Origin of the sequence: Pseudomonas sp. NFR16 (assembly GCF_900108875.1) — a bacterium.
Lineage (GTDB): Bacteria > Pseudomonadota > Gammaproteobacteria > Pseudomonadales > Pseudomonadaceae > Aquipseudomonas.
On sequence record NZ_FNYJ01000001.1, the window covers coordinates 1238797 to 1252961 of the forward strand.

The 14165-nt window shown below is 63.5% G+C and carries 11 protein-coding genes; 7 read left to right on the forward strand and 4 right to left on the reverse strand.

The annotated features are described in order from the left end of the window. The first annotated feature begins 1 nt into the window (after position 1). Both BMZ10_RS05505 and BMZ10_RS05510 read left to right on the forward strand, forming a co-directional pair. Positions 2–982: a sugar-binding transcriptional regulator gene (locus tag BMZ10_RS05505; protein ID WP_093459004.1), complete on the forward strand. Its 981-nt coding sequence runs from the start codon at positions 2–4 to the stop codon at positions 980–982. Between the two features lie 12 nt (positions 983–994). Continuing rightward, on the forward strand, positions 995–1714 hold the full coding sequence (locus BMZ10_RS05510; protein ID WP_093459005.1) for an SDR family oxidoreductase: 720 nt from the start codon (positions 995–997) through the stop codon (positions 1712–1714). Here the strand turns inward: BMZ10_RS05510 and BMZ10_RS05515 are convergent. Then, the gene (locus BMZ10_RS05515) at positions 1701–3221 is read right to left on the reverse strand and encodes a xylulokinase (RefSeq protein ID WP_177182043.1); all 1521 of its coding nucleotides are present in this window, start codon (positions 3219–3221) and stop codon (positions 1701–1703) included. The genes BMZ10_RS05510 and BMZ10_RS05515 overlap by 14 nt on opposite strands. 204 nt (positions 3222–3425) lie before the next feature. Between BMZ10_RS05515 and BMZ10_RS05520 the strand changes: the two genes are divergently transcribed. Then, positions 3426–3839, forward strand: coding sequence for a PaaI family thioesterase (locus BMZ10_RS05520; RefSeq protein ID WP_093459007.1), 414 nt, complete (start codon positions 3426–3428; stop codon positions 3837–3839). Positions 3840–3956: 117 nt separating this feature from the next. Then, a complete protein-coding gene (gene sodC, locus BMZ10_RS05525; RefSeq protein WP_093459008.1) occupies positions 3957–4475 on the forward strand; it encodes a superoxide dismutase family protein in 519 nt (172 codons plus the stop codon). Positions 4476–4645: 170 nt separating this feature from the next. Here sodC and BMZ10_RS05530 read toward each other — a convergent pair whose 3' ends face one another. From BMZ10_RS05530 to BMZ10_RS05540, 3 genes are all read right to left on the reverse strand, one after another. Next, complete coding sequence (locus tag BMZ10_RS05530) at positions 4646–5332, reverse strand: dienelactone hydrolase family protein (RefSeq protein ID WP_093459009.1); 687 nt, start codon at positions 5330–5332, stop codon at positions 4646–4648. Positions 5333–5489: 157 nt separating this feature from the next. Then, on the reverse strand, positions 5490–6278 hold the full coding sequence (locus tag BMZ10_RS05535; RefSeq protein WP_093459010.1) for an SDR family oxidoreductase: 789 nt from the start codon (positions 6276–6278) through the stop codon (positions 5490–5492). 95 nt (positions 6279–6373) lie between these two features. Further along, positions 6374–6901: a sterol desaturase family protein gene (locus BMZ10_RS05540; protein ID WP_093460050.1), complete on the reverse strand. Its 528-nt coding sequence runs from the start codon at positions 6899–6901 to the stop codon at positions 6374–6376. Between the two features lie 262 nt (positions 6902–7163). On the opposite strand from BMZ10_RS05540, the gene ppnN reads away from it, so the two are divergent. The 3 genes from ppnN (at position 7164) to BMZ10_RS05555 (ending at position 14112) form a co-directional block, all read left to right on the forward strand. After that, entirely contained in the window at positions 7164–8537 is a 1374-nt protein-coding gene (ppnN, locus tag BMZ10_RS05545; RefSeq protein ID WP_093459011.1) for a nucleotide 5'-monophosphate nucleosidase PpnN, read from the forward strand. 138 nt (positions 8538–8675) lie between these two features. Continuing rightward, a complete protein-coding gene (locus BMZ10_RS05550; RefSeq protein WP_093459012.1) occupies positions 8676–9269 on the forward strand; it encodes a GNAT family N-acetyltransferase in 594 nt (197 codons plus the stop codon). Between the two features lie 82 nt (positions 9270–9351). Next, a complete protein-coding gene (locus BMZ10_RS05555; protein ID WP_093459013.1) occupies positions 9352–14112 on the forward strand; it encodes an AvrE-family type 3 secretion system effector in 4761 nt (1586 codons plus the stop codon). The last annotated feature ends 53 nt before the right edge of the window (positions 14113–14165 follow it).

Here is a 14165-nt window from a genome sequence, read left to right on the forward strand (position 1 = left end):
CGTGCAAAATCGCTCTTCGGAATTGACCGCCGACACCGAAATGGTGAACGCGGAGGATCAACTGAACATTCGTATCGCCTGGTACTACTACGTCAACAACATGACCCAACAACAGATCGCCGACCGCATGGGCATCACGCGGGTGCGGGTGAACAAGGCGCTGGCAATCTGTCGTGAAACAGGCGTGGTGCAGATCCGCATCAATTCACCGCTGGCCTCATGCGTCGAACTCGAGGAGCGGATTCAGGAACGGTTCGGCCTGCAGCGGGTGACGGTGGTGCCGTCGCCAGACGATCCGTCGAGCATCTTTCGCGTGCTGGGCGTCGGGGTTGCGCCGACGCTGGAGACGTATCTGGTTGACGGTTGCATCATCGCCGTTGGCTGGGGTCGCACGCTGCGGCAGGCCGTGCGCGAGCTGCAAGGTCGGTCACTGCCGAACATGACGGTGCTGTCCTTGCTTGGCGGCCTGCATTACGGCTCGGCGAACAACACCGTCGAGATCGCCTCCAGCCTCGCCGGCCTGTTCGGCGGCTCCTATTACTACCTCGCCGCACCGGTGTTCGCGCCTTCAGAACAATACCGGAACATGATCCTTGAAGAGGCTTCGGTACAGGACGTGCTGGGCAAGGCGCGCCAGGCTGACCTGGCGTTGCTCACCGTCGGTGATCTGAGCGAACGCTCGCTGATGCTGGAGCTGGGACTGGTCAATCCTGAAGACGCCCGTTCACTGCGCGCGGCGGGTGCGGTGGGTGATCTGCTCGGGCGCTGGCTCGACCGTGACGGCATCGAGGTCAACCATCCGCTCAATCGGCGGGCCATCTCGCTGGACCTGGAAGACCTGCGCAAAGTGCGCAAGGTCGTGCTGGTGTCCGGAGGCCCCTACAAGGCCGAGATCATTCGTGCGGTGCTGCTGCGCAATGTCGTCCATGAGCTGGTGATCGATGAAAGCGCCGCCCGGCAACTGCTTGAACAGGACAACTGACCCGGAGCAACCATGGCCATCCACGACTTCAGCGGCAAACGCATTCTGGTGACCGGCGCCGGCAAAGGCATCGGCCGTGAAACCGTGCAATGGCTCAGCCGCTGCGGCGCCGAGGTGATTGCACTGGGTCGCAACGCGGCGGACCTTGCCTATTGCGATCAGACCCTGGTGGTGGACCTGGCCGACGTCGCGGCCACCCGGGCTGCCGTGACCGGCGCGCTGCCCATCGATCTGCTGGTCAACTGCGCCGGCGTGGTCGAGCTTGAGTCGTTTCTCGAGACGTCCGTGCAGACGTTCGATTACCTGATGGCCGTGAACACGCGCGCGCCGATGGTGGTGGCGCAAGTGGTCGCGCGCGACTTGATCGGCCGAGGCGTGCCCGGCGCCATCGTCAACGTCTCGAGCCTCGCCGCCGCCGTCGGTACGCGCGATCATCTGGCGTATTGCGCCTCCAAGGCGGCGCTGGATGCAATGACCCGGGTGATGGCCGTGGAGCTGGGCCCCCATGGCATTCGGGTCAACAGCGTCAATCCGGTGGTGACGCTCACGCCGATGGCCGACAAGGCCTGGAGCGATCCGGCCAAGGCGGCGTCGATGCTGTCGCGCATCCCGCTGGGCCGCTTCGTTCAACCCGGCGAGATCGCCGCGACCATCGCCTTCTTGCTCAGCGACGATGCCGGGATGATCAACGGCGTGACCTTGACGGTGGACGGCGGCTTCAGCGCCGGTTGAGCCTGGCCAGACGCGGATAGAGATCGCGCAGCCGAGGATAGAGTTCGCTGTACAGCGCCAACAGCTCCTGATGAAACCCGCGCAGCGCGGGGTTGGGCAGGAACTGCTCGCCGTCCTGGGTCATCACCTGCGCCGCGCTGGCGAAGTCCGTGTACCAGCCGGCGCCCACGGCGGCAGCAATTCCGGCGCCCAGGCTGGACGCCTCCTGAGTCGCGGCACGCAACACCGGCCGGTCCGTGATGTCGGCCATGATCTGGCACCACAGACGGCTTGCCGCGCCGCCGCCGATGGCGACGAACATGTTCACCGGCTGGCCGGTGGCCTGAACCATCTGCCGGGTCGCCACGGCCTGTTCCAGCGCAATGCCTTCCAGTACTGCCCGATAGATCTGCGCGCGGCCGTGATCCGGCGACAGCCCCAACAGACACCCGCGCGCATCCTGATCCCAATAAGGGTTCATCACACCGTTCCAGTACGGCAACAGAATCAAACCCTCGCTGCCCGGCGCCACGCGCGACGCCTCGATTTCCAGCCGGATCAGACTGTCCGGGTGCGCCACCACGTCGATCTCGAAAAACTGCTGCAGCAAGCTGTTGATCAGCAGCGTGCCCGAGCGCAGCGACGTTTCCAGCACGTAGCCCTGCCGATCGATGGCACACAGGGTGCGAAAGGCTGCGTCGACCATTGGCGTCTCGGCGTACACGCCGGAAACGATGGCCGTGCCCAGATTCAGGTACGCCGTGCCGGGGCTGACGACGCCGATCCCCAGGCCGCCGGCCTGCCCGTCACCGCCACCGGCCACCACCCTTGTGCCGACAGGCAGACCGGTCAGCGCCGCTGCCTGCACAGTGACCTTGCCCAGTACCGAGCCAGGCGCCGACGCCTTTGGAAAACACTCGCTGCTCAACGGCATCGGCAGCGCCTGAAGCACGTCGTCAGCCCACGCGTGCCGGTGAATGTCGAAGGCACCGAAGGGATCGGCGCTGGCCCAACTGGTGACGAACTGCCCGGTGAGTTTGCGCACCAGCCAGGCATGAGGCTCGTACACATGATGAATGCGGCTGAACAGCTCGGGTTCGGCATCGGCCATCCACGCCAGGCTGTATATCGCCGGCGCCCAGTCATAAGGCTTGCCGGTAATCGCATGCAGCCGCTCATGGCCGACACGCTCGCAAAGCGTCGCGACTGCATCTTTGCGGCGCTCATCGAGCCAGAGAATCGCCGTCCGTAACAGCCTGTCGTCGGCATCGGTGACCGCCACGGTCTCGCGCTGATTGACCACCGCAACCGCTGAAATCACCTTGCCTTCGATCATCGGCATCAACGCCTTCAAGGCCTGCCGCGTCGCCTGCCACCACGATTCGGGGTCCTGTTCATAAGCGTTCGGCGCAGGCCGCGACAGACACAATGGCGCCCGCGCCTGCGCCACCAACAGACCACGCGGATCCCAGGCGATGGCCTTACACGTGGTCGTACTCAGATCGATTCCGATCACCAGCTTCTGCATGTGTTCCCCGCTCCCCCGCCCGCTGTCCCGCGGATCGAACGGCAAGACTAGCTGAGGAATGATCGTTATGTCGCCGCGACGCCCATGCCGTCCGGATGACAAGCACCGCAATCCGGACGGCATCCCGCGAAGAACAGGAATGCGTTGGATTGACAAGCGGGGCTGTGCTCGCGGAGGCTGTCGGACCCGTTGCAGGAGAACACGATGGCGAGCAAAGAAGAGATCGCGGCGTTCATCGCCAGGGAGTTTCCGCAAACCCGGATTGTCGTGGAAAAGGTCGGCGATCAGCGGGCCACGGTGTCGCAGACGGTGGGTGAATCGGATCTGCGTCCCGGCGGCACGGTGTCCGGGCCAACTCTGATGGCCGTGGCGGACGTTGCCCTGTACGTGGCGGTGTTGGGGGTGATCGGTATCGTGCCGCTGACCGTCACCACCAGCCTGACGATCAATTTCCTGCGCAAGCCGCAAGCGGATCGGCGGATCATCGCTGAATGCCACTTGATGAAAATCGGCAAAACCCTGGCCATCGGCGAGGTCTCATTGTACTCCGAAGGCCTGCCGGATGCGGTCGCGCATGTCGTCGGCACCTACGCCATTCCGCCCCGGCACCGGAGCTGAAGCTCACCGGCGGCGAACCTCCGGCGCGGCGGGCACTCCAAACCCACGCAGCCTCCGAACGCTGCGGGCCGTTCAGCCTGGCTGGACACCGACACCCACACCTTCGATGGAACGCTTATGAAACGCTATCTCTGGCTCGGCCTTCTGGGCACACTTTCTCTGGCCGCGCAGGCGGCCACTCTCGATGTCCCGATCAATCTGGTGAGCGCTGACGGTGCGCCTCAGCCGATCGGTCAGATCACCATCAGCGAAACGGCGTACGGTCTGGAATTCACACCTAAACTCACCTCGCTGCCTGCAGGCGTGCACGGTTTCCATGTTCACGAAAACGGCAGCTGCGACGCTGGCACCAAGGACGGCAAGAAAGGCGCGGCGTTGGCCGCAGGCGGGCATTTCGACCCGGCCAAGACCGGCAAGCATCTGGGCCCTTATGCCAACGGCCACCTGGGCGACCTGCCCGCTGTCTACGTCACGGCAGACGGCAATGCGACCTACCCGGTGCTTGCGCCGCGCCTGAAGAAGATCTCCGAGATCAAGGGCCACGCACTGATGATCCACGCAGGCGGCGACAACCACTCCGACATGCCCATGCCATTGGGCGGTGGCGGTGATCGGGTTGCCTGCGGCGTGATCTGATCCTCGTCGGTTGCACCAGAAACCGGTCATGCCAACCAGGCACGACCGGTTTTTTTGTGCGCGTCAGAACTTGCAGCGACTGCGCCTCTGTCAGGACACACAACTCACTGTCGGACGCGAATCCGTTCGCGAAAAGTCCCGTCGGCGCAGATGCCGGAGAGCCCGATGGCTCAGCCCCAGAGGGTACGCCCGAAGAACGTCAGCGCGCGATCCCACGCCAGCTGCGCCCAGACCGGATCGTACTGGGTGCCGGGAATACGACCGGGGCCTACAGCGGTTTCATTGGCAAAGGCATGATGCGCCAGATAGCGATGGAACTCGATGTCCACCCCACCTTCGCCCAGTTTCTCCTCCAGTTTGTCGACGTTTTCCGCCGGGAAGAACTCGTCCTGAGTGGCCCAATGCGCCTGAACCGGCACCTTGATGGCCTTGGGATCGAGGTATTCAAGCGGCGGCATGCCGTAGAACACGACGCCAGCGGTCAGTTCCGGAATGAAATTCAGCGCCAGCAGCGTCAGCGCGCCGCCCATGCAGAACCCGGTGACGCCGACGTTCTGCGAATACCCTTTCAGGTATTGCACAGCGCCGCGAATGTCCTGGCTTGCGGCATCGCCGAAGTCCAGATTGCTCATCAAGTGATGGGCCTCTTCCTCTTCGACGGTCATCTCGCCGCGATACAGATCAGGCACCAGTGCCAGATAACCCGAGGCCGCCAGACGATCGGCCACACCACGGATCTGCTCGTTCAGCCCCCACCACTCCTGAATCACCACCACCGCCGGGGCGCCCTGGGTTTTTGCCGGACTGGCCAGGTAACCGCTGACCTCCTTCCCGTCCGGACGCTGGAAAGTGATCATCTTGCCTGCTGCCTGTGTCGTTGCCTGAGTCACGGTGCTCTCCCGAAAACGAATAATGGAATCTGCGCAGCGGCCGAAAAGCCGCTTGGGTGATCTGTTCTACTTCACTTGATGGACGATGAAAAGCTCATCCCGGACAATTTCATGATGACCGCCATCAAAAAGTGCCCGGATACCCGCCACCGTCCAGCAAAAGGTTCTGGCCGGTCATGAAGCCGGCGTGGGTGCTGCACAGAAACGCGCAGAACGCACCGAATTCCTCGACCGTGCCGAAACGTTGAGCGGGCACGGCGCCGCGACGCTGTTCGAGCACCGCATCCACACTGATGCCTTTTTTGCCGGCGGCCAGACTGATGTTTTTCTGCAGCCGCTCGGTGTCGAAAGGCCCCGGCAGCAGATTGTTGATGGTGACGTTCTTGCCCGCCAGTTGGGGCTGCCGCGCAAGCCCCGCGATAAAACCGGTAAGACCACTGCGCGCGCCGTTGGATAGCCCCAGCGTGTCGATGGGCGCCTTCACCGCGCCGGAGGTGATGTTGATCACCCGGCCAAACCCGCGCGAGGCCATGCCGTCGACGCAAGCCTTGATCAGTTCGATGGGCGTGAGCATGTTGGCGTCCAGCGCCCTGATCCAGTCGTCGCGCTGCCAGTCACGAAAATCGCCGGGCGGAGGTCCGCCGGCATTGTTGACCAGTATGTCGACCTGCGGACACGCCGCCAGCACCTGTTCGCGCACCTGCGGCTGGCTGATATCGCCGGTGACTGTGCGCACCTCGATGCCCGGCGCCAGCACACGCAGTTCAGCAGCCGCTGCCTGCAGCGCCTCATCGCCGCGCGCATTGATCACCAGATTGACGTCCTCTCTGGCCAGCGCCTTGGCGCATCCCAGCCCCAGCCCTTTGCTCGCCGCGCACACGATGGCCCAACGGCCTGACAATCCAAGATCCATGACAGACTCCCGTTCACTCGAAGTTGAAAGCACAGGGGTCAAACTTAGCATCTGCGGGAACGGCCACAGCAAGGCATCGGCGAAAAACCGCGGGATCAGCCGTTTTGCAGGTCTGACAGGATCGATGCAGCGTGACTGTCCTGGCCAGCGTTCTGCTGCTCGGCATCGCGCATCGCCCGCAGTTGCTTCTTGAGGGTGTGCATCGAAGGGGCGTAGAGAAAGCCGAACGACACGCTGTTGCGACGGCCCTTGACCGCGTGATGCATGAGGTGGGCGTGATAGAGCCGCTTGAGGTAACGGTTGCGCGGACGTGGACGAAGCGGCCAGTGTCGGTGCATGACGCCGTCATGGAACAGCACGTAAATCACGCCGAAGGCCGCTACGCCTGCGCCGCCCCATTGCAGCGGATCGTGGCCGCTGTTGCCGAGGACGATCAGGCCCACCGCGACCAGTCCAAGCACCAGCAGGTAGATATCGTTGGTCTCGAAGGCGCCCAGGTGCGCTTCATGGTGGGAGCGATGCAGACACCAGCCCCAGCCGTGCATGACGTACTTGTGCGCGAGAAACCCCACACCTTCCATGGCAATCAGGGTGCAGAGAAATACCGTGAAGTTGAAAATCATAGAGTCGCGGGGTCGGCGGGTCGGGTCGTCGACGTGCAGCATACCGGGACACGCCGCAAAATCAAAAGCGGCCGACCAAACGGGCCACGAGTGCCGGGCATCGGACGCAGCGCAGCTGCCCGGACGAAGATTTCTCTCAGGACGTTTGCTTTCCTGACCAACCGATGTAAAAAATGGCCCATGCGTGAACGTCCCTGGCGCTCACTGTACTAATGCCAGCGGCCGCTAACGGCCCGTCGGCATCGCTTTCAAGGAATTCAGAATGGCTCCAAGACAAGTAATCAATGCTTCGGTCAGCCCAAAAGGCAGCCTGGAGACTTTGTCGCAACGTGAAGTACAACAGCTCAGCGCCGCCGGTTCAGGCAGCACCTACAACCTTTTCCGCCAGTGCGCCCTGGCCATCCTCAACACTGGCGCCCACGTCGATAACGCAAAAACCATCCTGGAGGCCTACCAGGACTTCGAAGTGCGCATTCATCAGCAGGATCGCGGCGTGCGCCTGGAATTGCTGAACGCGCCGGCGGACGCTTTCGTCGACGGCGAAATGATCGCCAGCACCCGGGAGATGCTGTTCAGCGCCCTGCGTGACATCGTCTACACCGAGAGCGAACTGGACAGCCAGCGCATCGACCTGAGCAGCTCGCAAGGCATCACCGATTACGTCTTTCACTTGCTGCGCAACGCCCGCACCCTGCGCCCCGGCGTCGAACCGAAAATGGTCGTGTGCTGGGGCGGCCACTCGATCAACACTGAAGAATACAAATACACCAAGAAGGTCGGCCACGAACTGGGCCTGCGCAAGCTGGACATCTGCACCGGCTGCGGCCCGGGCGTGATGAAAGGCCCGATGAAAGGCGCCACCATTGCCCACGCCAAGCAGCGCATCACTGCCGGCCGGTATCTGGGTCTGACCGAGCCGGGCATCATCGCCGCCGAAGCGCCGAACCCGATCGTCAACGAGCTGGTGATCCTGCCGGACATCGAGAAGCGTCTCGAAGCGTTCGTTCGCGTCGGCCACGGCATCATCATCTTCCCTGGCGGCGCGGGCACGGCTGAGGAGTTCCTGTATCTGCTGGGTATCCTGATGCACCCGGACAACCAGGGCCTGCCATTCCCGGTCATCCTGACCGGGCCCAAGAGCACCGCGCCGTATCTGGAGCAGCTCCACGCCTTTGTCAGCGCGACGCTGGGCGAAGCGGCCCACAAGCACTACACCATCATCATCGACGACCCAGCCGAAGTCGCGCGCCAGATGACCGAAGGCCTGACCGCCGTGCGCCAGTTCCGTCGCGAGCGCGCCGACGCCTTCCATTTCAACTGGCTGCTGAAGATCGAAGAAAGCTTCCAGCGCCCGTTCGACCCGACCCACGCGAACATGTCCGCCTTGCAATTGCGCCGCGGCCTGCCGCCGCACGAGTTGGCGGCCAACCTGCGTCGGGCGTTTTCCGGGATTGTCGCCGGCAACGTCAAGGACAAGGGCATCCGCCTGATCGAAGAACACGGCCCGTATGAAATCCACGGCGATGCCGAAATCATGCAGCCGCTGGACAAGCTGCTGCAGGCCTTCGTCGAGCAGCACCGGATGAAGCTGCCAGGCGGTGCCGCGTACGTGCCGTGTTACCGCGTGGTGTCGTAAGGCTGCCTCGATCCCCCTGAACAGGCGCGCGCTTGCCCGCGAGGACGGTCCATCCGCTGAAACAAAGGTGGCTGGTGGATCGCAATCGCGGGCAGGCGCGCCCCTACCGCTTCGCTTCCCACTGGACGATGGTGCTCCATGATTCACATTCGCCCCATGACCGCCGAGGACTTCGAGCGCTTCTGGCCGACTTTCCAGGCGGTGATCCAGGCGCAGGAAACCTACGCCTACGACCCCGACCTCACCCCTGAACAAGCCCTGCACCTGTGGCTGGAATATCCGCTGCACACGCTGATCGCCGAGGAAGATGGCGTGCTGCTCGGCAGCTATTACCTCAAGGCCAACGCTGCAGGCCCGGGCAGCCACGTGTGCAACTGCGGCTACATGGTCACCCCCGCCGCGCGCGGCCGGGGGGTGGCGCGCCTGATGTGCGAACACTCGCAACGCCTGGCACTGGACAGCGGCTTCAGCGCCATGCAGTTCAACTCGGTGGTCGCCACCAACGAGGTTGCCGTGGCGCTGTGGCAAAAGCTGGGTTTCGAGGTGGTCGGCCGCTTGCCCCGGGCTTATCGTCACGCAAAGCTCGGGCTGGTCGATTGCCTGGTGATGTACAAATGGCTCGCACCCATGCCCGAGTCGCGCAAGGCCAAGAGTCCGCTGCTGATCGGCCGCAAGAACATCGAGTCAGTGGTGTCTCGCCCTCGACGCAAGCCCTCCGACGGACCTGCCTGATCCGCTGCAGAAAATCGGGAACCGCACGCCCACCTGACGCCACTCACCCTGCAAAGCACTCACTTGCAGGGATGGCGTCAGCATGGCTTTACCCCCGGTGTCCCTCGGTCGGACTTCGAACGTCAGCAGCACCTCACTGAATCAGTCGGCCACGGAATCGGCCGGGCCGAGGCAGCGCAAAAACGTGCTGGCACGCATGGCGAGTGCCAGCCGCTCGACGCTGCAGAAAACCCAGCACTTCGCAGGCGGCCTGTTCAAGGCCAAACCCGGAGACGCCTCATCGGTCCCCCGCAGCGCGTCCCCTGTCCCCACACCCACCTCGGCAGCGGCGGCAGGCAGCCTCGCGCCTGCCGCGCCCTCAGGCGCGCCTGTGGCCAGCTCGTCGCAAGCTGCTCCCGAAGCCATTGAGATGACGCCTCGCCTCACCATGGCCCTGGAGGACCGCAAGCTGGTTTTCGGCGCCGCGGGCCAGACCAATCGCACCGAGCAACTGCTCGAGGGCATTCTCAACAAACGCGACCAACGCTATCAGGGCCTCGCTCAGCTCGATCAAAGCCCGGAGAAAACCGAATACCTGCTGGTGGATGCCCAGGATCGACTGGTCCACGCCCATGCCAGCGATCTTGCGCTCTCGCTGTTCAAAACCAGTGAGAACCGCGCCAACAACGCCTTCAGCGTAACCATGCCGGGCGACGCCCATCGCGCGCAGATCACCGGCGTGCACAAGGACCGGCAGAACAGGGCCTGGCGGATTCACGAGGACAAGCTGTACCAGCTGCGACAAGGTGAATGGCACGAAGCCCCGAAAGGGGCAACGCTGAAAAGCCTGCACAACAGTGGAGACGGCAGCCTGTTCGGACTCAATGACGAAGGCCGGGTGTTCGCCATCGGTGATTTGAACAACGCGCTGAATTTCGCTCACACCGTGACGTCTCTAGGCCGTTCGCCGCAGGGACAGCTGATGGCCCTCAGCGAGGACACCCGCGGCCGACAGTTACTGGAGCTGCGCGACACGTTCGGGCCGGGGCTGCACGACATGCATCACCTGATCGTGCCCACCGGCACGGACAACGATGAGGCCATGAAGCCCAAAACGGTGGCCATCGCCGGAAACCGGGCGCTGGCGACCACCGCCTCCGGCACGTTGCTGCAGGCTGACATGCCATCGATGGATGAGCGCCAGCAGACGATGTTCGTGACCGGCGAACTCAGACTCACGCCAGCGCCGCCGTCACCTGCACTCCAGGCCGCGTTCGGCAATCACACCGTCAGTGATTTCTTTCACGACGAGAACAACGTCCTGCACGCCAGAATCAAGGATCAGCAAGGGCTGGAGCACAGTGCGGCGTGGGACGACAAGACAGGCGACTTTGTCCCCGGCTGGAGCATGACGCCGCTGATCATGGATCGCCAGCGCGGCTTGCCGGCCCTTGCGCCCGCCGCTGACGCACAGATCCAGCTGCCGCGCGGCAAGATCGCGCGGCATGAGGGCAACCTGCTGGTGCAAGACCCGCGCACCGGGGAATGGAAGAAGACCACCGAGAAAGACATCAAGGCGCTGCAGGCCGGTCAGGATGGGTTCGCCTACCTGATCGACAAGGACGGCAAGCTCAAGCAGTTGAAAGTGGTGCCCCAGGCCGCCGCCCATGACATGGGCCGCGGGATCGATCTGGCGCTGCCGGGACGGGGCACCGAAGCCAAGGGCACGGCCATGCGCGGTGCCGAGCACCTGACGGCGGAAAAACTCGCGGTGCAGAACGACCAGAACTTCATGACGCTCAGCGGCGGCGAGCTGCGCCTGCACGACCAGAACGGCGAACGTACGCTGCTGCCGCAGCCGCCCGGCAAGCGGGACATTCAGGCCATCAGCACCGGCGGCAAACACTGGTTCGCCCTGCGCGACGGCGTGCTGTTCCAAATGGACGGCGATCGCGCCAATGCCCGAAAAATGCGGCCGGAGGCCGCCTGGCAAACGGTCGCAGGTCCAGACACGACGCCGGCGGCGACCCTCGAGGATCTGCGGCCTCATCACGACGGACGCCTGTTGGCGAGCACCACACAGGGCGAGTTCGTCAAAACCGAGGATGGATGGGAAGCGGCTGCACCCGCTCCTGCGACACACCATGTCCCTCACGCAGACTTCAATCGACTGGCCGCCGCAGAGCCGGAAACCGTTCGCAAAGGTACGCGCAAGTTGACCGTCAGTGCGTGGGGCAGTAACAACGTCGAGAGCATGCAGGTCCGCCAGTATGCCCCGGCTTCCATCACCCAGAATTACCTCACCTCGCATCTTTCCCTGACCGGCGCGGTCAAGGTGCCGGGCGACAGCCTTCAGCACGCCTGGAAAGGCCGCGAGGGCCTGGCGCCGATCTACGCGGAAGAAACCGCGTTGCTGCAAGACCTCAACGCCCGTGCCGCAGCCGCAACAGGCGCGCCAGCCCAGTCGATGGCCGAGCGCATTGACGCCCTGGCGCCGCGCCTGATGTCGCCCGAATCCAGCGAGCTCGCCGAGTTGTTTGGCTGGTTTCAAACCAGCGTCACGGACGACCTGCACCGCACCCTTCGCGAACTGGCCGAGGATCAGAAGGCCCTGCTGAAAAACGGCGAGATCAACCCGACATTCAGGGGCAGGCCGCGGGTAAACGACATGATGGCCCAGGTGGCCGGCGTGTTGCGTCACACCGGCATCGATAACGATCAGCCGTTGGGGCAATTGCTGACCTCGCTGGAGAACGCGCATTTCACGCTGGAGCGGCGCAACACCGAAACCGCTCTGGATAATTCTCGCAAGCGAGGCGACAGTCAGGCGCTGCTGCGCGCCCGTCTGGCGCTGGACGTCAAAGTGTTGAGTGAAATCAGCGCGGCGCTCGACGATTTCGCGGATCAGCTCAAGCGGCCAGGCGAGAACAATCTCGACACCCTCGCCACGGCGCTGGCCACGCTGCACAACGATGTCTACGAAGGCAGCTCGGTCAAGCGCTACACCGACGCCGGCTTTCGCAACCATGCCTCACTGGAAGCCAGTTATGACGCCACCAAAAACCTGCTCAAACACCTGCGCAAGGAAAACCACCCGCTCAAGCGCGGCGTGCTGCAAGGCCTGCAGTCCCCTGCCGGGGCCGACAATGCCGACATCACCCGGAAGCTGACTCAGGCGCTGCGCGATCTCGAGCCACGGGAAAGCCTCAAGCTGAACCGCAATTATGGCGGCGGCATCACCGGTGGCGTCTCCGGCCCGGCCGGCGCGGCTTTTCTCGGGTTTCGCGGCAACATCGACCCGGAGCGCACTTATGGCCTGACCTTCACCCGCTTCGACCGCGGCCTGAAAGTGGCCCTGACCCGCGAAGGCGCAATCAGCGGCACCGGCAGCTTCGGCTTCGGCGGCGGCAAGAGCGACACCCAAAGCACGCCCGGTGACAGCCACGCCAATATTCAGTCCAACGCCGGCTGGTTCGCCGGCAGCCTGGACGGCAAGTACAAGTACGCCAACAGCACAGCGCTGAGTTTCTTCGTTCGCGACGACGAACTGGAGGCGTTCATGGCCGACCTGATGCAGACGCCGCTGGCGAGCAGCAAGCGCGAGGTACCGGGCAGTCTCAAGCCCATGGCGCTGATGGATCGCGGCGTTGAAAAGGAAGTTCGGACCACCGGCAAACACACGTTCGATCTCGATCTGGGCGTGAACATCGAATCACGCACCAACAAAGGCCAGACCGACGCCGAGCCGGTCGCAGGCTTCATGCGCTTCGGCGCCGGTCTGCTCGGCAGCCTGTCGTTGCTCAGTGCAGAGAAGGAAAGAACCACCGGGCGCGGCAGCGACGGGCTGAAAACCGACATCTACAGCAGCAACCGCGCGCGATTCCTCGAAAAGGGTTCGGTGACGGGCTACGCGCGGATGTTCAGCACGGTCTTTTCGTCGCGTCCCAACGACCTGTTCATCTCCGCCGGTGCACCGCTGGGGGTCAGCGCGACGCTGGCGTTCGACAACAAGACCGGCAAGACCTACGACGTGCGCTTCAAGCAGGCTTTGCCGGTGCAGACTGCCGATGTGAAAGCGGTGAGCGAGGCGCTGGAGAAAGCCTTTCCGGCGCTGAGCAAAAACCCGGCGCCAGAGGGCAAGCGCCCTGAACAGGTCTTGCAGGACCTCAAGCAGAAATACCACACCGGCCTGACCGATGAGAACGACGCTCAATATGCCGCGCGCATGAGCCTGCGCCAGCTCGACCGGCAGAACATCGCCGCCAGTCAGGGCTCCAGCCTGATGACGTTGATGGACATGGTGGTCAAGCACAATAACGTCAACCGGGTCGATCAGGTGGCGCTGGCAAAACGGGGCATCGACAGCGTCAAGCAGATGCTGAGCCTGGATTGCAATGAAGGCAACGCCCAGCGCATTCACGAGATGATGAGCGCCGAGCCTCAACTCAAAAGCCTGCTCGACGCGATGAAGGACACCAAAGGCACCACGCGTGCGGAGATCAAACTTGAGGTCCGCGACGACATCAAGCAACTCATCGAAGAACGCGCCCTGAACGGAACCCTCAGCGACGAAATGCTCAAAGGCCTGCTCAGTGACAAGAACAACCTGCGCATCAAGAGCATCGCCATTTTCAAGACTGCGGCCAAGGAAGACTCGTTCGGCACGCCGTTTCCGTTCGTCAGCTACAAGAGCGGCAGTACCCTGAGCATCGAACGCCTGATGGGCGAGGTCACCTTCGACTACGGCAAACACCCCACCCGGCCGAAGAAAGCCACAGCAGACGGTGAGGTCGCCGACCGAGGCGATCCGATGCCTGCACAAGAACTGGGCCAGACCGACAACGGCACCTTCAGGGCGCGCTGATGCATGACGGGCGCCGGCCATCGACGCCCTTTCGACTTCAAATCCGGCAAGGA